At 72.6% G+C, this 18,631-nt stretch carries 19 protein-coding genes; 7 read left to right on the forward strand and 12 right to left on the reverse strand.

Features of this window, described 5'->3' with window-relative positions:
- The first annotated feature begins 20 nt into the window (after positions 1–20).
- Complete coding sequence (locus tag ACMTAK_RS19070; RefSeq protein ID WP_413807335.1) at positions 21–1,175, forward strand: Mrp/NBP35 family ATP-binding protein; 1,155 nt, start codon at positions 21–23, stop codon at positions 1,173–1,175.
- 76 nt (positions 1,176–1,251) lie between these two features.
- Here the strand turns inward: ACMTAK_RS19070 and ACMTAK_RS19075 are convergent, their stop codons facing one another.
- The 5 genes from ACMTAK_RS19075 to sigE form a co-directional block, all read right to left on the reverse strand.
- Positions 1,252–1,911 carry a hypothetical protein gene (locus tag ACMTAK_RS19075; protein ID WP_413807336.1) on the reverse strand — a complete coding sequence of 220 codons (660 nt, stop codon included), beginning with the start codon at positions 1,909–1,911 and terminating at the stop codon, positions 1,252–1,254.
- 119 nt (positions 1,912–2,030) lie between these two features.
- Positions 2,031–2,501 (reverse strand): sec-independent translocase, encoded by a 471-nt coding sequence (locus ACMTAK_RS19080; RefSeq protein ID WP_413807337.1) that lies wholly within the window; start codon positions 2,499–2,501, stop codon positions 2,031–2,033.
- Between the two features lie 99 nt (positions 2,502–2,600).
- Entirely contained in the window at positions 2,601–4,343 is a 1,743-nt protein-coding gene (locus ACMTAK_RS19085) for a S1C family serine protease (RefSeq protein WP_413807338.1), read from the reverse strand.
- A gap of 290 nt (positions 4,344–4,633) precedes the next feature.
- Positions 4,634–5,557, reverse strand: coding sequence for an anti-sigma factor family protein (locus tag ACMTAK_RS19090; RefSeq protein WP_413807339.1), 924 nt, complete (start codon positions 5,555–5,557; stop codon positions 4,634–4,636).
- On the reverse strand, positions 5,554–6,369 hold the full coding sequence (sigE, locus tag ACMTAK_RS19095) for an RNA polymerase sigma factor SigE (RefSeq protein WP_413807340.1): 816 nt from the start codon (positions 6,367–6,369) through the stop codon (positions 5,554–5,556). The genes ACMTAK_RS19090 and sigE overlap by 4 nt, the downstream gene beginning before the upstream one ends.
- 130 nt (positions 6,370–6,499) lie before the next feature.
- Between sigE and ACMTAK_RS19100 the strand changes: the two genes are divergently transcribed.
- Positions 6,500–7,165: an O-methyltransferase gene (locus ACMTAK_RS19100; RefSeq protein WP_137979415.1), complete on the forward strand. Its 666-nt coding sequence runs from the start codon at positions 6,500–6,502 to the stop codon at positions 7,163–7,165.
- A 225-nt stretch (positions 7,166–7,390) separates the two neighbouring features.
- On the opposite strand, the gene ACMTAK_RS19105 is transcribed toward ACMTAK_RS19100, so the two are convergent.
- Entirely contained in the window at positions 7,391–7,558 is a 168-nt protein-coding gene (locus tag ACMTAK_RS19105; protein WP_003966491.1) for a DUF3117 domain-containing protein, read from the reverse strand.
- 355 nt (positions 7,559–7,913) lie between these two features.
- Between ACMTAK_RS19105 and chcB the strand changes: the two genes are divergently transcribed.
- Positions 7,914–8,720, forward strand: a complete 807-nt coding sequence (chcB, locus tag ACMTAK_RS19110) for a 2-cyclohexenylcarbonyl CoA isomerase (protein WP_413807341.1) — start codon at positions 7,914–7,916, stop codon at positions 8,718–8,720.
- A gap of 43 nt (positions 8,721–8,763) precedes the next feature.
- Here the strand turns inward: chcB and ACMTAK_RS19115 are convergent, their stop codons facing one another.
- Together ACMTAK_RS19115 and ACMTAK_RS19120 are read right to left on the reverse strand one after the other, a co-directional pair.
- On the reverse strand, positions 8,764–9,360 hold the full coding sequence (locus ACMTAK_RS19115) for a DNA-3-methyladenine glycosylase I (RefSeq protein ID WP_413807342.1): 597 nt from the start codon (positions 9,358–9,360) through the stop codon (positions 8,764–8,766).
- The gene (locus ACMTAK_RS19120; RefSeq protein WP_413807343.1) at positions 9,357–9,893 is read right to left on the reverse strand and encodes a DivIVA domain-containing protein; all 537 of its coding nucleotides are present in this window, start codon (positions 9,891–9,893) and stop codon (positions 9,357–9,359) included. Before ACMTAK_RS19120 ends, ACMTAK_RS19115 begins: the two co-directional genes overlap by 4 nt.
- Positions 9,894–10,030: 137 nt before the next feature.
- On the opposite strand from ACMTAK_RS19120, the gene folP reads away from it, so the two are divergent.
- Positions 10,031–10,891 carry a dihydropteroate synthase gene (gene folP, locus ACMTAK_RS19125; protein ID WP_413807344.1) on the forward strand — a complete coding sequence of 287 codons (861 nt, stop codon included), beginning with the start codon at positions 10,031–10,033 and terminating at the stop codon, positions 10,889–10,891.
- A gap of 26 nt (positions 10,892–10,917) precedes the next feature.
- Here the strand turns inward: folP and ACMTAK_RS19130 are convergent, their stop codons facing one another.
- Together ACMTAK_RS19130 and dapE are read right to left on the reverse strand one after the other, a co-directional pair.
- A complete protein-coding gene (locus ACMTAK_RS19130; RefSeq protein WP_020868627.1) occupies positions 10,918–11,667 on the reverse strand; it encodes an LOG family protein in 750 nt (249 codons plus the stop codon).
- A gap of 711 nt (positions 11,668–12,378) precedes the next feature.
- Entirely contained in the window at positions 12,379–13,449 is a 1,071-nt protein-coding gene (gene dapE, locus ACMTAK_RS19135; RefSeq protein WP_262703588.1) for a succinyl-diaminopimelate desuccinylase, read from the reverse strand.
- Positions 13,450–13,594: 145 nt separating this feature from the next.
- Between dapE and ACMTAK_RS19140 the strand changes: the two genes are divergently transcribed.
- Both ACMTAK_RS19140 and ACMTAK_RS19145 read left to right on the forward strand, forming a co-directional pair.
- Positions 13,595–14,515 (forward strand): hypothetical protein, encoded by a 921-nt coding sequence (locus ACMTAK_RS19140; protein WP_413807345.1) that lies wholly within the window; start codon positions 13,595–13,597, stop codon positions 14,513–14,515.
- A gap of 214 nt (positions 14,516–14,729) precedes the next feature.
- Entirely contained in the window at positions 14,730–15,362 is a 633-nt protein-coding gene (locus ACMTAK_RS19145) for an ATP-binding protein (protein ID WP_413807346.1), read from the forward strand.
- Positions 15,363–15,857: 495 nt separating this feature from the next.
- On the opposite strand, the gene dapC is transcribed toward ACMTAK_RS19145, so the two are convergent.
- Both dapC and fdxA read right to left on the reverse strand, forming a co-directional pair.
- A complete protein-coding gene (gene dapC / locus ACMTAK_RS19150; protein WP_413807347.1) occupies positions 15,858–16,955 on the reverse strand; it encodes a succinyldiaminopimelate transaminase in 1,098 nt (365 codons plus the stop codon).
- Between the two features lie 174 nt (positions 16,956–17,129).
- On the reverse strand, positions 17,130–17,456 hold the full coding sequence (gene fdxA / locus ACMTAK_RS19155; RefSeq protein ID WP_014054705.1) for a ferredoxin: 327 nt from the start codon (positions 17,454–17,456) through the stop codon (positions 17,130–17,132).
- A 114-nt stretch (positions 17,457–17,570) separates the two neighbouring features.
- Between fdxA and ACMTAK_RS19160 the strand changes: the two genes are divergently transcribed.
- A complete protein-coding gene (locus ACMTAK_RS19160; protein WP_413807348.1) occupies positions 17,571–18,629 on the forward strand; it encodes a GNAT family N-acetyltransferase in 1,059 nt (352 codons plus the stop codon).
- Positions 18,630–18,631: the final 2 nt, after the last annotated feature.

Consider the following 18,631-nt stretch of genomic DNA (forward strand, 5'->3'; position numbering starts at 1 on the left):
CGGCGCCGTACCATCTCCATATGGCTACCGACACCCTCCCAGCACCGAGCGAAGACGCTGTACGCGCCGCGCTCGCGACGGTCAACGACCCGGAGATCCACAAGCCGATCACCGAGCTCGGCATGGTCAAATCCGTCGGGATCGCGGCGGATGGCTCGGTCGCCGTGGTGGTCTACCTCACGGTCTCCGGCTGTCCGATGCGGGACACGATCACCAGCAATGTGCGGACGGCGGTCGCCGGGGTCGAGGGCGTGACCGGAGTCACGGTCGACCTCGAGGTGATGAGCGATGAGCAGCGGCGTGAGCTGGCCGCCTCGCTGCGCGGCGGGCAGGCCGAGCGCGAGGTGCCCTTCGCCAAGCCCGGCTCGCTGACCCGGGTCTACGCGGTGGCCTCCGGCAAGGGCGGGGTCGGCAAGTCCTCGGTGACGGTCAACCTGGCCGCCGCGCTGGCCGCGGACGGGCTCAAGGTCGGCGTGGTGGACGCCGACATCTACGGCCACTCGGTGCCCCGCATGCTGGGTGCCGACGGACGGCCCACCCAGGTCGAGAACATGATCATGCCGCCGTCGGCGAACGGTGTGAAGGTGATCTCGATCGGGATGTTCACCCCGGGGAACGCCCCGGTGGTGTGGCGCGGGCCGATGCTGCACCGCGCGCTCCAGCAGTTCCTGGCCGATGTCTACTGGGGCGACCTCGATGTGCTGCTGCTCGACCTCCCCCCGGGCACCGGCGACATCGCGATCTCCGTCGCCCAGCTGGTGCCCAACGCCGAGATCCTGGTGGTGACCACGCCGCAGCAGGCCGCCGCCGAGGTCGCCGAGCGGGCCGGCGCGATCGCCGTCCAGACCCATCAGAAGATCGTCGGCGTGGTGGAGAACATGTCCGGGCTGCCCTGCCCGCACTGCGACGAGATGGTCGACGTCTTCGGCACCGGCGGTGGCCAGGTGGTCGCCGACGGACTCAGCCGGACCACCGGTACGACGGTGCCGGTGCTGGGCTCCATCCCGATCGACGTACGGCTGCGCGAGGGCGGCGACGAGGGCAAGCCGGTCGTGCTGACCGACCCCGACTCCCCGGCGGGCAGCGCGCTCAAGGCGATCGCGGGCAAGATCGGCGGCCGCCAGCGCGGCCTCGCGGGCATGTCGCTCGGCGTCACCCCGCGCAACAAGTTCTGAGCGGGCGCGCTCGGCCACGGCCTGCGGCTCAGGGGCGGTTTCCCGGGGAAACCGCCCCTGAGCCATACGTGCGCCCCTACCCGTCGTAGCGGGCGATGTCCTTCACGACGGCGAAGCCCAGGCCGTAAGCGCTCATCCCGCGCCCGTACGCCCCGATGTGCACGTCCTCGTTGGCCGTACCGGCCAGCACCCAGCCGTACTCCGACTCGCGGTAGTGGAAGTCGGTCGGCACCCCGTCCACCGGGAGCGAAAGCCGCGACCAGCTCTCGCCCTCCAGATCGTCCGCCAGCTCCCAGGCGATCGCGGTCTGCTGGTCCAGCCAGTCCTGGCGCAGCGCCCGCTCCATGCGGGTCGGCCAGGTGCACGACAACAGACCGGAGCCGGCCAGCCAGGCGGCCGAGGAGACCGAGGTGGCCTCCAGCTTGCCGGTGCCGTCGGCGCTGTCCCGCCCCGGACGGCTGGCGACGGTGACGACCACCGTGAAGCGCTGCTGTTCCATATCGGTCTCGACCCGCAGGGACGGCTCCTCGCCATGGCCGGTCGAGCCGTACTCGACGATGCCGTCCGCGGCCGCACCGACCTGCATCAGCCAGCGGGGGCCGGTGAACGCCTCGTCAAGCCCGTACCAGGGGAAGGCGGCCATCAGATAGCCGTCAACGCTCCGGCGGGCGTCGGCGGGCATCCCCTGCGCGGCCGCTGCCACCCCTCGTTCCCCTAGCCGACCCGTGGTCTCCATGTGCGCGCGGCCTCCTCGTTTGCCCTGCGTCGTGGGCGGCCCGCCCCCCTCGGGCGACCCTCACCCCGGACAAAGGGAGGATAGCCATACGGGTCAACCAGGCCGGGCATACGGGGGGATCAAGTGGCGTCGGAGTCGAAAGGCGGACGCTCCTCGCGTCCCGGCTCCTCGCGCTTGCGCAGCAGGTCAGGCGTGCTGGAGTCGTCCTTGGACAGGGACAGCGGGGTGCTGTCGGAAGCCCCTGAAGAGCCCTGCGGCGGATCACTCTCCCGGCCGTGCACCGCGTCGGCGACCTCCGCCATCTCCTTGCGGAGGTCGAAGCCGTTACGGATCTCCTTCAGGCCCAGCTCATCGGAGTCCAGCACGTGCTTGCGCACGAACGTCTTGGGGTTGAGGTCCTCGAACTCGAAGTCCTTGAACTCCGGCCCCAGCTCGGAGCGGATGTCCTCCTTGGCGCTGTCGGAGAACTCCCGGATCTTCCGGATGAACTGCGTCACGTCCCGAATCACCTTCGGGAGCTTGTCCGGGCCGAAGACGAGCACCGCAAGGACAACGAGCGCGACAAGCTCGAGAGGTCCTATGTCCAACACCTTGCAGCTCCTCAAGACGTCTGGGCCCCGGCCTGGGCCACTCAATACCGTACCTGGCGGTGGGGTCGGCGCGGGAGACGGCCGGGCCAACAACGGGCGTCAGCCGCTGCTCGCCGAGCCCAGGGTCAACTCCGTGGCGCGCTCCTTGCCGTCGCGCCTGACGGTGAGCCCGAGCCGGTCCCCGGGGCGATGGCTGCGGATCTTCACGATCAGCTCCTGGCCGCTGTGCACCCGGACGCCGTCCACCTCCGTGATCACGTCACCGGGCTCGATCCCCGCCTTGTCGCCGGGGCCGCCCGCGGTGACCGGCGCGCCGCCGCCGGCACCCTTGGTGTTCACCCGGGCGCCGTCGCCCGTGTAGCTCATGTCGAGGGTGACGCCGATGACCGGATGGGTGGCATTCCCGGTGTTGATCAGCTCCTCGGCGACCCGCTTGCCCTGGTTGATCGGGATGGCGAAGCCCAGGCCGATGCTGCCGCCCTGGCCGCCGCCGAGGCCCGAGCCGTCGTCGGCCGCCCGGATCGCGCTGTTGATCCCGATGACCCGCGCCTTGCGGTCGACCAGGGGGCCGCCGGAGTTGCCCGGGTTGATCGGGGCGTCGGTCTGCAGCGCGTCGACATAGCTGACGTCGCTGCCGTCCTCCTTCTCGCCGCCCGCGGTGATGGGGCGCTCCTTGGCGCTGATGATCCCGGAAGTGACCGTGCCCGCCAGGTCGAAGGGGGCGCCGATGGCCACGACAGGGTCGCCGACGCGCACCGAGTCGGAGTTGCCCAGCGGCAGCGGGGTGAGCCCGGAGACGCGGTCGACCTTGATCACCGCGAGGTCGTACCCGGTGTCCCGGCCGATCACCTCGGCCTTGGCGTCCTGGCCGCCGTTGAAGGTCACCGATATGTCGCCGTCCGCGCCGGCGGGTTGGACGACGTGGTTGTTGGTGAGGATGTGGCCCTGCTTGTCGAGCACGAAGCCGGTGCCGGTGCCCTCCTCCGCGCTGCCGCGCACATGGATGGTCACCACGCCCGGCAGCGACCTGGCGGCGATTCCGGCGACGCTGCCCGGGGACCTGGCCTCCTTCTCGACCGGGGCCTGCGGCAGCTTCACATCGACGCCCCCGGAGGCGCGGTCCCGTTCCGCGTAGGCACCGATACCGCCGCCGAGGCACCCCGCGATCAGGGCGATCAGCAGCACGGCGATCCAGGCGCCGCGGCGGGACACGGTCTTCCGCTCGCGCTCGGCGGGCGGCGGAACCACGGTCCAGGGGTCGTAGCCACCCCACTGGGCGCCCTGGGCGGGCTGCGCCATGGGGGCGCCCTGGTGGCTCTGGTGGCCCTGGTGGGGCTCTCCGGGGCCCGGAGGCAGCTGGGTGCCGTGCGGCGGGGTCATCCCGGGGTGTTGCGGCAGGGGCGGGGGCGCGCTCTGGCCCGGTACGGGCCCCGCGGCGGGCGGCACGGTGGTGCCGCCGTGGGGCGGGGTCATCCCGGGCGCCTGGGACGGCGTCTGTGGCGGCGCCTGAGCCATCCCGGGCGGGACATGCGTGCCCTGCGCGGGGGTCGCCACCGGATGCTGAACGGGCGGGGCCGGGGCCCAGGGCCCGGGGTCACCGTAGGGCGGGGTGCTGTACGGATCGGGCTCGTGCAACGGCCGGGGCGCCCGCTCCTCGGGTGCCGGGCCCTCCACGGGGGCGTCCACCGGCTCCGGCGCCACCTGCGCGGCGGCCGCCTCCGTACGCTCCTCGGCGCCCTCCGCCGCGTCGTTCGGCCGGTCGCCGGGTCGCGCGGCGGCCGGGCGGCTCCACCACCTCGGCTTCGGCTTGGGCCCAGGGGCCTTGGCCTTCGGCTCGTCCATGATCTCCTCTTTTGAGGGCTCGGTTCGCCTCCGGGGCGCAGAAGTCGCCCCCAGCTACCGCTGGGAGGTGCCCCCGGCCGGAAGACCCAAGCACCCCGGGCCAGAGCATTGCATCCGTCCGGGGGCATACATCGCCGCCTCCGGGTCGCGCTGCCCGGAGGCGATTCAATCAGGTCCGTCGGCACTCGCGCAGGGCGGACGAAAAGACCTCGTCATGATCGGCGAAGACACGGACGGCCCGAGACTGGGCGCCCTGATCGCCGTCGTACTGCTTCCGTACTGCTTCCGCGCTACTTCGGGGGCGCGCTGACCCCGAGGTACGGCGAGCCGCCCGACGCGGGCCCGGACGGGACCTCCAGCTGGGTCGGCCGGGGGGCCGGGGGCGTGGAGTTCGACGTCCGCAGCAGCTCCGTGACCGACAGAATCGGCTGTATCAGCGGATTCAGCGCCGCCACGGGCTGACGCAGGGACGGTGGGTACGGGGTGGCCGTCGGGGACGGGGCGACCGTGCTGGTGTCCGTGGTGGCCAGCAGGCCCACCTCCTGGCGGGTGCGCTCCCGCACGCCCGCGTTCACGGCGGTGTCGTCGCCCACCGGGGAGACCGCGGTGTCCGCGCCGTCGGCCGAATTGCCCGGGGGGTCGACCGCCGCGTCCAGCGGCAGGGCCGCGCCGAGCGCGAAGGCCGCCAGGGAGACCGCTCCGGCCGCCGCGAAGGCGAACCTGCGGCGCGGGGCGGGGCGCTCGACCTCATGGATCCGGAAGCCGCGCTGACGCGAGGCACGGGCCGACGCCGCCGGTGCGATCGCGGTGCCCGGGGGCATCGCGGGCACGAAGGCGAACGCCCGCTCCCGTCTCTCCTCCGGCTCCCGCACATCGCGCAGCTCGCGCACGTCCCGCGAGCCGCCGCGCAGATCGCGCGGGCCGAAGACGCCCGAACCCCCGAAGGGGGAGCCACCCATACCGTCGTCGCCGCCCGTGGCCGGCAGGCCCTGGAGGCGGGCCAGAAAGCCCTCCGACGGTGCCGGGGGCGCCGTCTGGGCGAACACGTTTTTCAGCCGACGCTGAGCATCGGCCTCCGCCTTGCACTTGCAGCAGGTGGCGAGATGGGCGAGGACGCGCTCCCGCGCGTCATGTCCCAGCTCACCGTCGACCAGAGCCGCAAGGCGGTCGCCGAGATGCTGCTCGGCGGGGGACGGACCGCCTGATCGGGTCACGCGATTCCGACCTCCCCGCTCAGCCGGGGGGCCGTGACACCCGGCGCCACCGCGGCGACCTCATGCTGCTGCCCGGTCCGCGCCGCGGGGGCGCGGTGCTGCAGCGCCTTGCGCAGATGCGAGCGGCCGCGGTGGATGCGGCTGCGCACGGTGCCCAGCTTGACGCCCAGGGTGGCCGCGATCTCCTCGTACGACAGCCCCTCGATGTCACAGAGCACCACGGCGGCGCGGAACTCCGGGGCGAGGGTGTCCAGCGCCTGCTGCACATCCGCGTCGAAGTGGGTGTCGTTGAAGTGCTGCTGGGGAGAGGGCTCGCGGCTGGGGAGCCGCTCCGCCGCGTCCTCGCCGAGCGCGTCGAAGCGGATGCGCTGCCGGCGGCGGACCATGTCGAGGAAGAGATTGGTGGTGATGCGGTGCAGCCAGCCCTCGAAGGTGCCCGGGGTGTACGTCGACAGCGAGCGGAAGACGCGGACGAACACTTCCTGGGTGAGATCCTCGGCATCGTGCTGGTTACCGGTGAGCCGGTAGGCGAGGCGGTAGACCCGTGCGCTGTGAGTGCTGACGATCTCCTCCCAGGTAGGAGGCGTCCACGCCGCGTCCGCATCCGTGGCGAAGGTCGCGGTGGTGGCGGACTCGGCGAGGGGCGCACCTCCCGTGCCCTTCGGGCTACGGGGGTGAGAACGGTCAGCGGTGTTGGTCACGGATTTCGGCTCGCCCACTGACCTGCGAAAGCGCTTCAGCACTCTCCGGTCACCGGTCGCAGCCGCACCTCCCCTATCGGCTCTGGTGGTGTCCAGTAGAGCCCCTACCATATCCACCTCGCCCGTTAGCTCCGGATAAGCATTTTTGACCTGCATTTGGTCGTGATCCATACGGTCCCCCCGGCCTCTACAACGCCTGGTCCCATCTGCGGGTTCCCGTGCGCAGCGGATACAGTCACCGTTGCGCCAACTACGGGGACAGGAGAGGGTCATTACCGGCAACCGGCAGACGAGCTGGGCGTTCGCCGACGCGTTCGTCGCCGAGGACGAAGCCCTTCACTGGGCCCGTGACCGGGCCCGGGAAGCAGGGCTGCGCTCGGTGTCGGCGGGCACCGGCGCCGCGCTGCGGCTGCTCGCTGCCACCGCCGACGCCAAGGTCGTCGCCGAGATCGGCACCGGTACGGGCGTCTCCGGGATCCACCTGCTGCGCGGAATGCGCCCGGACGGCGTGCTGACCACCGTGGACACCGAACCGGAGATGCAGCAGTTCGCCCGGCAGGCGTTCCGCGCGGCCGGGTTCACCGGGAACCGGGCGCGCTTCATCCCCGGCCGCGCCCTCGATGTCCTGCCCCGGCTGGCCGACGGCGGATACGACCTGGTCTTCTGCGACGGCGACCGGCTGGAGTGCCTGGACTACCTCGCCGAATCGTTGCGGCTGCTGCGGCCCGGCGGGCTGGTCTGCTTCGAGGGGGTCTTCACCAACGGGCGGACCGTGGACTCCGCGGCCCAGCCCACGGAGGTGCTGCGGGTGCGCGAGCTGCTGCGGACCGTACGGGAGTCCACCGTGCTCCAGTCGTCCCTGCTGCCGGTCGGCGACGGACTGCTCTGCGCGGTCAAGCGGGGCTGAATCCCACGGCCGGACGGGGCTGAATCGTCACGGCCCGAACGGTCGGGAACGGCCGGGAGCAGCCCGAACGATCGGGAACACCCCGAGCGGTCGGGAACACCCCGAACGGCCGGAAGCGACCGTCCGCCGCCTCCGGCGGAACCCCGTACAAGCGCTGCCCCGGCGGTCGGTACCTGACGTACCGGCCGCCGGGGCAGCGCGCGAGTGATGGTGGGCCGCAAGCCGTCAGCCGACAACCTTCTTCAGGGCGTCGCCGAGGGCGTCGGCCTCGTCCGGTGTCAGCTCGACGACGAGCCGACCGCCGCCTTCGAGCGGAACGCGCATGACGATGCCCCGCCCCTCCTTGGTCACCTCGAGCGGGCCGTCGCCCGTCCGCGGCTTCATGGCCGCCATGCTCGTTCCCCTTCCTGAAACCAGCTCATCGCAGCCGACAACCCAGGTGTCACCGGCATCGAACACGTTGCTTCCCCCTCATTATCCCGCATGGCACGACCCGATGACCAACATCGGTCGGCAACGCCTGTGCGAGGCGTTCCCCCAAAACCACCCAATTCGGGGAGGGGATCGCGGTACCGTACGCCCGCCGTCACCGAACGAAGGGTCGGTTCTTTGACGCAGGTCACATGTCGGTCGGTCATGATCTCCGGCATGCTGTGCGCTGACCGCCGCGGCGGGCCCCTTCCGGGCCCGTCGGTGCGGCCGCAGCCCGAGCCGCCCACCCGCCTCGCCCCACCGCCGGAGGACCGCCATGGCCGACGCCGTGCTCTACGACCTCACCGAGGGTCTCGCCACGATCACGCTGAACCGTCCCGACGCGATGAACGCCCTGAACATCGACACCAAGGAGGCGCTGCGCGACGCGCTGTTGCAGGCCGCGGAGAGCCCGGCGGTACGGGCCGTGCTGCTCACCGGCTCCGGGCCGCGCGCCTTCTGCGTCGGCCAGGACCTCAAGGAGCACATCGGCCTGCTGGGCGCCGACCGCGACGGCAGCGGCGAGGGCTCGACCATGAGCACGGTGGCGCTGCACTACAACCCGATCGTCACCGCGATCGCCGGGATGCCGAAGCCGGTGGTCGCCGCGGTCAACGGCGTCGCGGCGGGCGCCGGGGCGGGCTTCGCCTTCGCCGCCGACTACCGGATCGTCGCCGACACCGCCTCCTTCAACACCTCCTTCGCCGGGGTCGCGCTGACCGCCGACTCGGGGGTCTCCTGGACCCTTCAGCGGCTGATCGGCTACGGCCGGGCGGCGGATCTGCTGCTCTTCCCGCGCACCATCGACGCCCAGGAGGCGCTCGACCTGGGCATCGCCCACCGAGTGGTCCCGGCCGACGAGCTGGCCTCCGAGGCGGCGGCGGTCGCCCGGCGGCTGGCCGAGGGCCCCACCGCGGCCTATGCGGCGATCAAGGAGTCCTTGGCCTTCGCCGCGGGCCACACCCTCACCGAGGCCCTGGCCATGGAGGACGAGTTGCAGCGCCGCGCGGGGGCCTCGGACGACCACGCCATCGCGGTGAACGCGTTCGTGAACAAGGAGAAGCCGAGGTTCACCGGCCGCTGACGGGCCCCCCGCCCCGGCCGTCGGCGGCCGGGGGCCGGGGCGCTCAGACCGCGTCGCGGACGTGGCAGTCGGCCAGATGGTCGTTGACCAGGCCGCATGCCTGCATCAGCGCGTAGGCCGTGGTGGGGCCGACGAAGCGGAAGCCGTGCTTCTTGAGGTCGCGGCTGAGGGCCGTGGACTCCGGGGTGATCGCGGGGACATCGGCGAAGGTCCGCGGGACCGGGCGGCCGTCGGAGGCCGGGGCGTGGGACCAGATCAGCTCGCTCAGCTCACCGGGGGCCAGGGCTGCCGCGGCACGGGCGTTGGCGATCGTGGCGGCGATCTTGGCGCGGTTGCGGATGATGCCGGGGTCGGCGAGCAGCCGCTCCTCGTCGGCCTCGGTGAACTCCGCGACCTTCTTGATCGAGAAGTCGGCGAAGGCGGCCCGGAACCCCTCCCTGCGGCGCAGGATCGTCAGCCAGGAGAGCCCGGACTGGAACGCCTCCAGGGAGACCCGCTCATAGAGCGCGTCATCGCCGTGGACCGGGCGGCCCCACTCCGTGTCGTGGTAGACGCGGTAGTCGGCCATGGACTCGCTCTCCAGGCCCCAGGGACAGCGCGGCAGACCGTCCGGCCCCTCGACCACACCCTGCTCGCTCATGCGCCATGCCCTTCGTAACCGCGGCCCTCGAGGCCGTTTCCGTCAAAGCCGCGCCGCCCGAAGGCGTCGAAGCCCCTGCCCTCGAAGCCGCCGTCCTCCAAGCCCCTGCCCTCGAAACCGCCGTCCTCGAAACCGCGCCGCTCGGATCCGGGGCCCTCAAGGCCGCCCGGCCCGAAGCCATGGTCGCTCTGCGGGGCCGACAGCGGACCGGGACCGGGCCCGGAGGGCGACAACGGCTTCGGGCGCGGACCGGCGAGCGCCGTCTCCAGCTCGGCGATCCGGGCGTCGCGCTCGGCGAGCTCGGCGCCGAGGCGGCCCAGCACATCGTCCACGTCCGCCATCCGGTAGCCCCGCAGCGTCATGGGGAGCCGCAGCGACTCCACATCGGCGCGCGCCAGCGGCCGGTCCGCGGGCAGCGGATCGTCCAGCCGGTCCGGGGGCACGTCGGTGAGCGGGCCGTCACCACCGCCGACGACGGCGAGCGTGACCCCGCCGACCACAACGACCAGCGCGATCAGCAAGAACAAGAACACGGTGATCGTCTCCCCGTCAGATGCATGGTTGAGTCTGTGTCCGTCGGCCTCGATAACTGTCTGCCCCGATCGTGCCATGCCCCTCGGACAGTTATCGTCGCTGCCCGCAACCTGGAAGAAGACGTGAGGGAAGTTCAATGCTGCGGCTGGGACGACGTGAGTTCGGCGAAAACGACCGGGTGATCATGGCGATCGTGAACCGGACGCCGGATTCCTTCTACGACCAGGGTGCGACCTTCCGCGACGAGCCCGCCCTGACCCGGGTGGAGCAGGCGATCGCGGACGGCGCCGCGATCATCGACGTCGGCGGCGTCAAGGCCGGTCCGGGCGACGAGGTGAGTGCCGAGGAGGAGGCGCGCCGCACGGTGGGCTTCGTGGCCGAGGTGCGCAGGCGCCATCCGGACGTGGTGATCAGCGTGGACACCTGGCGCCATGAGGTCGGCGAGGCGGTCTGCGCCGCGGGCGCGGATGTGCTCAACGACGCCTGGGGCGGGGTCGACCCCAAGCTGGCCGAGGTCGCCGCCCGGTACGGCGCCGGGCTGGTGTGCACCCACGCGGGCGGGGCCCGGCCGCGCACCCGCCCGCACCGGATCGGCTACGACGATGTGGTGGAGGACATCCTGCGGGTCACCCTGGAGCTCGCGGAGCGCGCCGTCGAGCTGGGGGTGCGGCGCGACGGGATCATGATCGACCCGGGCCATGACTTCGGTAAGAACACCCGCCACTCACTGGAGGCGACGCGCCGGCTGGGCGAGCTGACGGAGACCGGCTGGCCGGTCCTGGTCTCGCTGTCCAACAAGGACTTCGTCGGGGAGAGCCTGGACCGCCCGGTCAAGGAGCGGCTGATCGGCACGCTCGCGACGACCGCCGTTTCGGCCTGGCTGGGGGCGCGGATCTACCGGGTGCACGAGGTGGCGGAGACCCGTCAGGTGTTGGACATGGTGTCGTCCATCGCGGGCCACCGGCCCCCGGCGGTCGCCCGCCGGGGACTGGCCTGAGTGGGCCGTTGAGGAGACGCGCGCCGTCAGGGGCCGGACTCCTTGGTCACCAGGTCGATCACCTCGTCGATGTCATCGGTGAGGTGGAACAGGTCCAGGTCGTGCGGGGACGCCTTGCCCTCGGCGATGAGGGTGTTGGTGAGCCAGTCGACGAGGCCTTTCCAGTAGGCGCTGCCGAAGAGGACGATCGGGAAGCGGGTGACCTTCTTGGTCTGGACGAGGGTGAGCGCCTCGAAGCACTCGTCGAGCGTGCCGAGCCCGCCGGGCAGCACCACGAACCCCTGGGCGTACTTCACGAACATCGTTTTTCGCACGAAGAAGTAGCGGAAGTTGACCCCGATGTCGACGTACGGGTTCAGGCCCTGCTCGTACGGCAGCTCGATGCCCAGGCCGACCGAGACACCGCCCGCCTCGGTCGCACCGCGGTTGGCCGCCTCCATCGCTCCGGGGCCGCCGCCGGTGATCACCCCGAAGCCCGCCTCCGCGAGGGCCCGGCCGATCCGCACCCCCGCCTCGTACTCCGGGGAGCCCTCGGGCGTACGGGCGGAGCCGAACACGCTGATCGCCCGGCCCAGCTCCGCCAGGGTGCCGAAGCCCTCGACGAACTCCGACTGGATGCGCATCACCCGGAACGGGTCCTCGTGCACCCAGTGGGTGGCCCCCTGGGTGTCCAGGAGCCGCTGGTCGGTCGTCTCGGGTCGCATCTGATGGCGGCGGCGCACGACCGGGCCCAGACGCTGCTCCCGCAGCGCTCGCTCTTCTTCGGCGTTGCCCACTGAGTGCTCCCTTCGCCAAGACCAAGATCTGGTCAAAGATCTGTGCTTCAGGGTAGGCCCCTTGGGGGGCATACAGCCGAAATCCGGGCCACGCTCACCCACCGAACCGCTGATCACATAGGGGCACGGTCGGCTAGCACCGCTAGGGGTGCGCCCGGCGAGCCATGCGGCGGAGCCGCGCGGCGATGCTTTCCCCTCCCCGCCCCTTCCCGATACCAGGGGCTCCGCCCCTGGACCCCCGGGGCCCGGACGAAGTCCGTCACGCGGCGGAGCCGCATATCGATACCCCGGGAAGGCGCGAAACCCCGGTGCGCGGCCGGGCCCAAGCCCCGGCACGGGGCCGGGGGCGAAGCCCCGGTGCGGGGTCTGGGGCGAAGCCCCGGCGGGGTCTGGGGCGAAGCCCCAGTCCTGGACCGGGGGGCGAAACCCCAATCCGGGACCAACCCCAGTCCGGGACCGGGGGCGAAACCCCGGTACGGGGCCGGGGCCCAAGCCCACTCCGAGGCCGGGGGCGAAACCCCAATCCAGGGCCGGGGCCCAAGCCCCACTCCGAGGCCGGGGGCGAAACCCCAATCCAGGGCCGGGAGCCAAGCCCCAGTCCGGGGCCGGGGGCGAAGCCCCGGTTTCGGGGTCTGGGGCGAAGCCCCGGTTTCGGGAAGGGGCGGGGAGGGGAGCAGCCCGCCGCAGGCGTCATGGCCCGCCGGGCGCGTCCTAGCTGGTCAGCCAGGCCCGCAGGCGCTCCTCGGCCTCCAGGACGGCGGCGACCGGAACGTGCTCCTCGCGGGTGTGGGCCAGCTTCGGATCACCGGGTCCGTAGTTCACGGCGGGCACGCCGAGCGCCGAGAAGCGAGCCACGTCGGTCCAGGCGTCCTTGGGCGCGACCTCCACCCCGAGCGTCGCCACGAGCGCGGCGGCCGACGGATGGGCGAGACCGGGCAGGGCGCCGGGCGCGCTGTCGGTGAGCTCGACCTCGAAGCCGGTGAAGACCTCACGGACGTGCGCGAGCGCCTCGTCCTCGGAGCGGTCGGGGGCGAAACGGAAGTTCACCGTCACCGTGCAGAAGTCGGGGATGACATTGGTCGCGTGGCCACCCTCGATCGTCACGGCGTTGAGGCCCTCGCGGTAGGTGAGCCCGTCGATCTCCGCCCGCCGGGGCACATAACCGGCCAGCCGGTCCAGGATCGGCGCCGCCTTGTGGATGGCGTTCTCGCCGAGCCAGCTGCGCGCGGAGTGGGCGCGCCGCCCCTGGGTGCTCACCCGTACCCGCAGCGTGCCCTGGCAGCCGCCCTCGACCTTGCCGTCGGTGGGCTCCAGCAGCACGGCGAAGTCCCCGGCCAGCCACTCGGGGTGGTTCCTGGCCAGCCGCCCCAGCCCGTTGAGCTCGGCGGCGACCTCCTCGTGGTCGTAGAAGACGAAGGTGAGGTCGCGGTTGGGCGCGGGCACGGTGGCGGCCATGCGCAGCTGTACGGCGACGCCGGACTTCATGTCGGAGGTGCCGCAGCCCCACAGCACGCCGTCGTCGTCGAGGCGCGAGGGCACGTTGTCGGCGATCGGCACGGTGTCCAGATGGCCCGCCAGCACGACCCGCTCGTCCCGGCCCAGGTTCGTGCGGGCCACGACGGCGTCCCCGTCCCGGTCGACGGTCAGCTGGGGCAGGGCCCGCAGGGCCTGCTCCACGGCGTCGGCGAGCGCCTTCTCCTCACCGCTGACCGAGGGGAAGTCGACGAGCCGGGCGGTGAGCCGGGCCGCGTCCAGGGACAGGTCGAGTGCTGGGTGTGCCATACCCGCGACCCTAGCCGGTCGGTCCGCGCCCCCGGCGGCCCCTGCCCCTGCTCCCCGGCCTCCTGCCCCCGGCCGCCGCCGCGAACGTGGCGTTCCCCACCCCGCGCCCGGGAACCGGAAACAGGCCGCGTGAGGCTCCAGTACCGTGTGGCCCGTGCCCCTGTCCGTCTTCTCCCACCGCGCCCGGCTGCTGCGGGCCGCGGTCGCCTGTGCCGTACTGCTGGGCCTGGCCGGATATCTGGCGGCGCAGCTGGTGACGGGCGGTGTGGGACCGCCGCGCTGTGTCGTACGGGCCAACGGCGTCCAGGTGCGGCTCTCCCCCGAACAGACCGTGAACGCCGCCACGATCGAGGCCGTGGCCGCCTCCCGCGGACTGCCCGAGCGAGCCGTCACCATCGCGCTGGCCACCGCCCTCCAGGAGTCGGGGCTGCGCAACATCCGCCACGGCGACCGGGATTCACAGGGGCTGTTCCAGCAACGCCCCTCCCAGGGCTGGGGAAGTGTGCGGCAGATCCGCGATCCGGTCTACTCCGCCGGGCAGTTCTACGACGACCTGGTGCGGATGCCCGGCTATTCGCGGCTGCCGCTGACCGTGGCGGCGCAGCGGGTGCAGCGCAGCGGCTTCCCTCAGGCGTACGCGAAGCACGAGACCGAAGCGGTGGTGCTGACCGGCGCGCTCACCGGGCGCTCCGGGGCGGCCCTCAGCTGCCCGGGGCCGCCCGACGACGGCGAGGCGGGCGATCCGGTGCGTGTACGGGCCGCGCTGAAGCGGGAGTTCGGCCCGGAGACGGAGGCGCGGCCGACCCTGGCCGGGCACGGCGGCGGTCAGCAGGCCGCCCCCTCGCCGCACACGGTGCTGGTTCCGGTGCCCAAGGCGGCGGCCCGGGGACGCGCCGGGCAGCGCGGCTGGGAGATCGCGCACTGGGCGGTGGCCCACTCGGACGAGTTGCGCATCGAACGTGTCTCTTACGGCGCGCACGAATGGAACGCGCGAAATTCCGGGGCGGGTTGGCGTCCGGCCAAGGGGATTTCGGGGGCGGAAGTACGGATCGACACCATGCGATAGCGCATCGAATCACCGCAGTTCAGAGCGGCTGATGGTGGATTGCGCGGCGCGTGCGGCGGAATAGTCCGGGCGTATTACACGCAGAACCGGATAATGCGACGCATTGCCAACTCTTTGCCTTGGGGCACCGCAACCTTCGCGAGGTTCACGCGGTATTCACAGCGTCCGAATCGCCAGACACAGACGCCAATTGTCCCCTCGTCAAAGGAGCACCATGTCCCTCCCTCTCACCCGTCGGATCGCCCGCACGGCGCTACTGGTCGCGGCGACCGCGGCTCCCGTGGTCGGTGCCGCCGGCGCCGCGAGTGCGGCGGAGCCGGCCCAGCCGCAGGCCTCCAACCTGGGGCTGTCCTCGCTGGACGCCGCCTCGGTCGGTGAGGTGGCCGACGTCGCCTCGCAGCAGGTCGGGAGCACGGCGGGTGAAGTCAGCGGCAAGGCCGGCGGGACCGTCAAGGGGATCCTGCCGGGCAGGGCCACCCCGGCGAACGTGACCCCGGCCAAGCCCGCGAAGCCCGCTGATGCCGCGCCCACCAAGGCTGCGCAGACCGCCAAGCCCGCCAAGGGTGTGAAGGCCGCCAAGCCCCACAAGGCCGCCAAGAGCGCACCGGCCAGGGCCGCCCACGCCAGGGCCGCCGGTCAGGGCGAGCCCCGGGCCCTCGGGCACGGGAAGGGCAAGGGCGGCGCCCACGCCAAGGGCAAGGGCAAGGCGGTGCGGCCCGCACGGCCCGCTCCGGCCGCCCCGGCCGCCCCGGCCGAAGCCCCGCAGGCGCCCGCGCCCAGTGCCCCGCAGGGCCCGGACCTCCCGGTCAAGGGCCTGCCGATCAAGGGCCTGCCGCTGCTCGGCTGAGCGTCGGCCCGGACGTACGCAGGGGCCCGGGGAGTTCTCGTACTCCCCGGGCCCCTGCGGGTCCATCAGCCCGTAGCGGGGTGTCCGGCGGACCACGCGGCGGAGCCGCGTGGCGAGGCTTTCCCCTCCCCGCCCCTTCCCGATACCAGGGGCTCCGCCCCTGGACCCCCGGAGCCCGGGACGAAGCCCCACCACACGGCGAAGCCGCATCCCGATGCCGCGGAAAGGGGCGAAGCCCCGGACCGGGGTCTGCGGCAGAGCCCCGGCTGCGAGGACCTGAAACAGACCCCCACCCGAAACCCGAGGCGAAGGCCCGAACCAGAACCTGCGGCGCAGCCCCGGACCGGGGCCCGAGGCAGAGCCCCGGTTACGAGGGCCCTGCGGCAGAGCCCGGACCGGGGTCCGGGGCGGAGCCCCGGTTGTGGGAAGGGGCGGGGAGGGGAGCAGCCCGCCGCAGGCGTACGCGTACCGCCGGCCCCAGTCGGCTTCCGGTTCTCAGCCCACCAGCCGGCGGACCGCCGCTTCCACGCGCTCATCGGTCGCCGTGAACGCGACCCGGACGTGCCGCTCCCCCGCCGCGCCGTAGAACTCGCCCGGGGCCACCAGGATGCCCAGCTCGGCCAGGGCACCCACGGTGTCCCAGCAGGGCTCGTCCCGCGTCGCCCACAGGTACAGCGACGCCTCGCTGTGCTCGATGCGGAAGCCGTGGCCCGCCAGCGCCGACCGCAGCGCGGCCCGGCGCCGCTCGTAGCGCTCGCGCTGCTCCGTCACATGCTTGTCGTCGCCGAGCGCCGCGGCCGTGGCGGCCTGCACCGGTGCGGGGACCATCATCCCGCCGTGCTTGCGGATCTTCAGCAGCTCGCCGAGCACCGCCTCGTCACCGGCGAGGAAGGCCGCCCGGTAGCCCGCCAGATTGGACCGCTTGGAGAGCGAGTGGACCGCCACCAGCCCCTCGAAGGAGCCGCCGGAGATCTCCGGGTGGAGCACGGAGACCGGATCGGTCTCCCAGCCCAGCTCCAGATAGCACTCGTCGCTGACCACCAGCACCCCGTGGGCGCGGGCCCAGGCGACCGCGGTGCGCAGCTCGTCCTTGGACAGCACCTGGCCGGTGGGGTTGGACGGGGAGTTGAGCCACAGCAGCTTCAGCCCGGCCGGGTCGAGCTCCGTAGGCTCGTCGTACGGCACCGGCTCGGCGCCCGCCAGCCGCGCGCCCACCTCGTACGTCGGGTAGGCGAGCCGCGGGAAGGCGACCCGGTCGCCGGGGCCAAGGCCCAGCTGCGTCGGCAGCGAGGCCACCAGCTCCTTGGAGCCGACCACCGGCAGCACCTGGGTGTGGGTCACCCCGGCCGCGCCCAGCCGCCGCTCCACCCAGCCGGTGAGGGCGTCGCGCAGCGCGGCCGTACCCCAGACCGTCGGATAGCCGGGGCTGTCCGAGGCGTCGGCGAGCGCCGCGCGGATCAGCTCGGGGACCGGGTCGACGGGGGTGCCCACCGAGAGGTCGACAATGCCGTCGGGGTGGGCCGCGGCGGTCGCCTTGTACGGTTCGAGCCGGTCCCAGGGGAAGACCGGGAGGCGGGCGGAGACGGGTGGCACGGGGTGGCTCGCTTTCTTCTGAACTGCCCGGGCCGTGGGGCCCGGGGAAACCCGCGGGAGCGCCGGGGAAACCCGCGGAGCGCCGGCGAGGGCCGGGAAACAGCCCGGTCCCGCAGGCCACAAGGCCATGCGGGACCGCCGACTGCTTCCGGGCGATGGCGCCGGGGCAGGGGTTTACTCGTCGTGCTCCTGCGGCGGAAGCGCGGCGATGAAGGGGTGGTCCCGCTCGATCAGGCCGAGCTTGCTCGCGCCACCGGGCGAACCGAGCTCGTCGAAGAACTCGACGTTCGCCTTGTAGTAGTCCTTCCACTCCTCGGGAGTGTCGTCCTCGTAGAAGATCGCCTCGACCGGGCAGACCGGCTCACAGGCCCCGCAGTCGACGCATTCGTCCGGGTGAATGTACAAGGACCGCTGGCCCTCGTAGATACAGTCGACGGGGCACTCCTCGATGCACGCCTTGTCCTTCAGGTCGACACAAGGCTGCGCGATGACGTAGGTCACGCTGTCGTTCCTCCTCGTTAGGGCTGCTATCGCGCGGGAGCGCGGCGTCGTCGATGCCCGCACCTAGTATCTCCGTTCTTGGGCACCGAGCGCACATGAGGGGCTGACAGAGCTGTGGATTTCACCACTGGCGGACGTCTCGAAGTCCGGATCACCCCGGATGACGTGGGAAAACGCGTCTCGGTCAGGCTTGTGACCGAAGATCGTGAGCCCGGCGCCACCTTCACCGACGTGGTCGGCGTTCTCACATCGTGGACTGAGGGCACGCTCTCCATCACCCGGCGTACCGGTGAGCCGGTACGGATCGCCGAGTCGTCCCTGGTGGCGGGGAAGGTGGTGCCCGCCGCTCCGGCCCGCCGCCGCGGCCCGGCGACGAGCGCGCCCGAGCTGGACCGGGTCGCCGCCCGGGCGTGGCCGCCGGTGACCAGCGAACCACTGGGTGAGTGGACGCTGCGCGCCTCCGGCGGATTCACCCGGCGCGCCAATTCGGTACTGCCCCTCGGCGACCCCGGGATGGGGCTCGACGCGGCGCTGCGCCGGGTGACCGAATGGTACGCGGCTCGGGACCTGCCCGCGTACATCCAGGTCAGCACGGGCGCCGAGGGCACCCAGGAACTGCTCGCGGCGGAGCTGGAGAGCCGCGGCTGGATACGGGAGGTCTCCTCGCGGATGGAGATCGCGGCACTCGCCCCCATCGGGGACCTGGACGCCGACACCTCGGCGGTGACGCTCTCCGGCCGGCTCGACGACGCCTGGCTGACCCGCTACCAGCGGTCGTCCGGCGAGCCCTCGCCCGAGGCGCGGACGGTGCTGTCGGGCGGCCCGTCGGTGTGGTTCGCGACCATAGCGGCGGCAGGGGGCGGCGCCCCGGCCGCAGGGGGCGGTGCCCCAGCCGCAGGGGGCGGCGCCCCGGCCGCGATCGGGCGCTGTGTCGTGGACGGCCGCTGGGCCGGGTTCACCGCCGTGGAGGTCGCCCCGGAGCGGCGGCGCCAGGGCCTGGCCAAGGCCGTGATGGCGGCGCTGGCCCGCAAGGCGCTCGACGAGGGCGCCTCGGCCGCGTATCTCCAGGTCGAGACGGACAATGGCGGGGCGCACGCCCTCTACGAGGGCATGGGCTTCACCGTCCACCACAGCTATCATCACTGGCGCGCGTCCGGGGAGGATCCGCGCTGAGC

It is taken from the genome of Streptomyces lacaronensis (genome assembly GCF_047337785.1).
Lineage (GTDB): Bacteria > Actinomycetota > Actinomycetes > Streptomycetales > Streptomycetaceae > Streptomyces > Streptomyces lycopersici.

Excerpts from the sequence above, each read along its gene's own strand:
- folP (WP_413807344.1), top strand. The coding sequence starts at position 10,031 with ATGCTGCGGCTGGGACGACGTGAGTTCGGCGAAAACGACCGGGTGATC.
- dapE (WP_262703588.1), bottom strand. The coding sequence starts at position 13,449 with ATGGCACACCCAGCACTCGACCTGTCCCTGGACGCGGCCCGGCTCACC.
- ACMTAK_RS19105 (WP_003966491.1), bottom strand. The coding sequence starts at position 7,558 with ATGGCGGCCATGAAGCCGCGGACGGGCGACGGCCCGCTCGAGGTGACC.
- ACMTAK_RS19085 (WP_413807338.1), bottom strand. The coding sequence starts at position 4,343 with ATGGACGAGCCGAAGGCCAAGGCCCCTGGGCCCAAGCCGAAGCCGAGG.
- ACMTAK_RS19115 (WP_413807342.1), bottom strand. The coding sequence starts at position 9,360 with ATGAGCGAGCAGGGTGTGGTCGAGGGGCCGGACGGTCTGCCGCGCTGT.
- sigE (WP_413807340.1), bottom strand. The coding sequence starts at position 6,369 with ATGGTAGGGGCTCTACTGGACACCACCAGAGCCGATAGGGGAGGTGCG.
- chcB (WP_413807341.1), top strand. The coding sequence starts at position 7,914 with ATGGCCGACGCCGTGCTCTACGACCTCACCGAGGGTCTCGCCACGATC.
- ACMTAK_RS19145 (WP_413807346.1), top strand. The coding sequence starts at position 14,730 with ATGTCCCTCCCTCTCACCCGTCGGATCGCCCGCACGGCGCTACTGGTC.
- ACMTAK_RS19075 (WP_413807336.1), bottom strand. The coding sequence starts at position 1,911 with ATGGAGACCACGGGTCGGCTAGGGGAACGAGGGGTGGCAGCGGCCGCG.
- ACMTAK_RS19070 (WP_413807335.1), top strand. The coding sequence starts at position 21 with ATGGCTACCGACACCCTCCCAGCACCGAGCGAAGACGCTGTACGCGCC.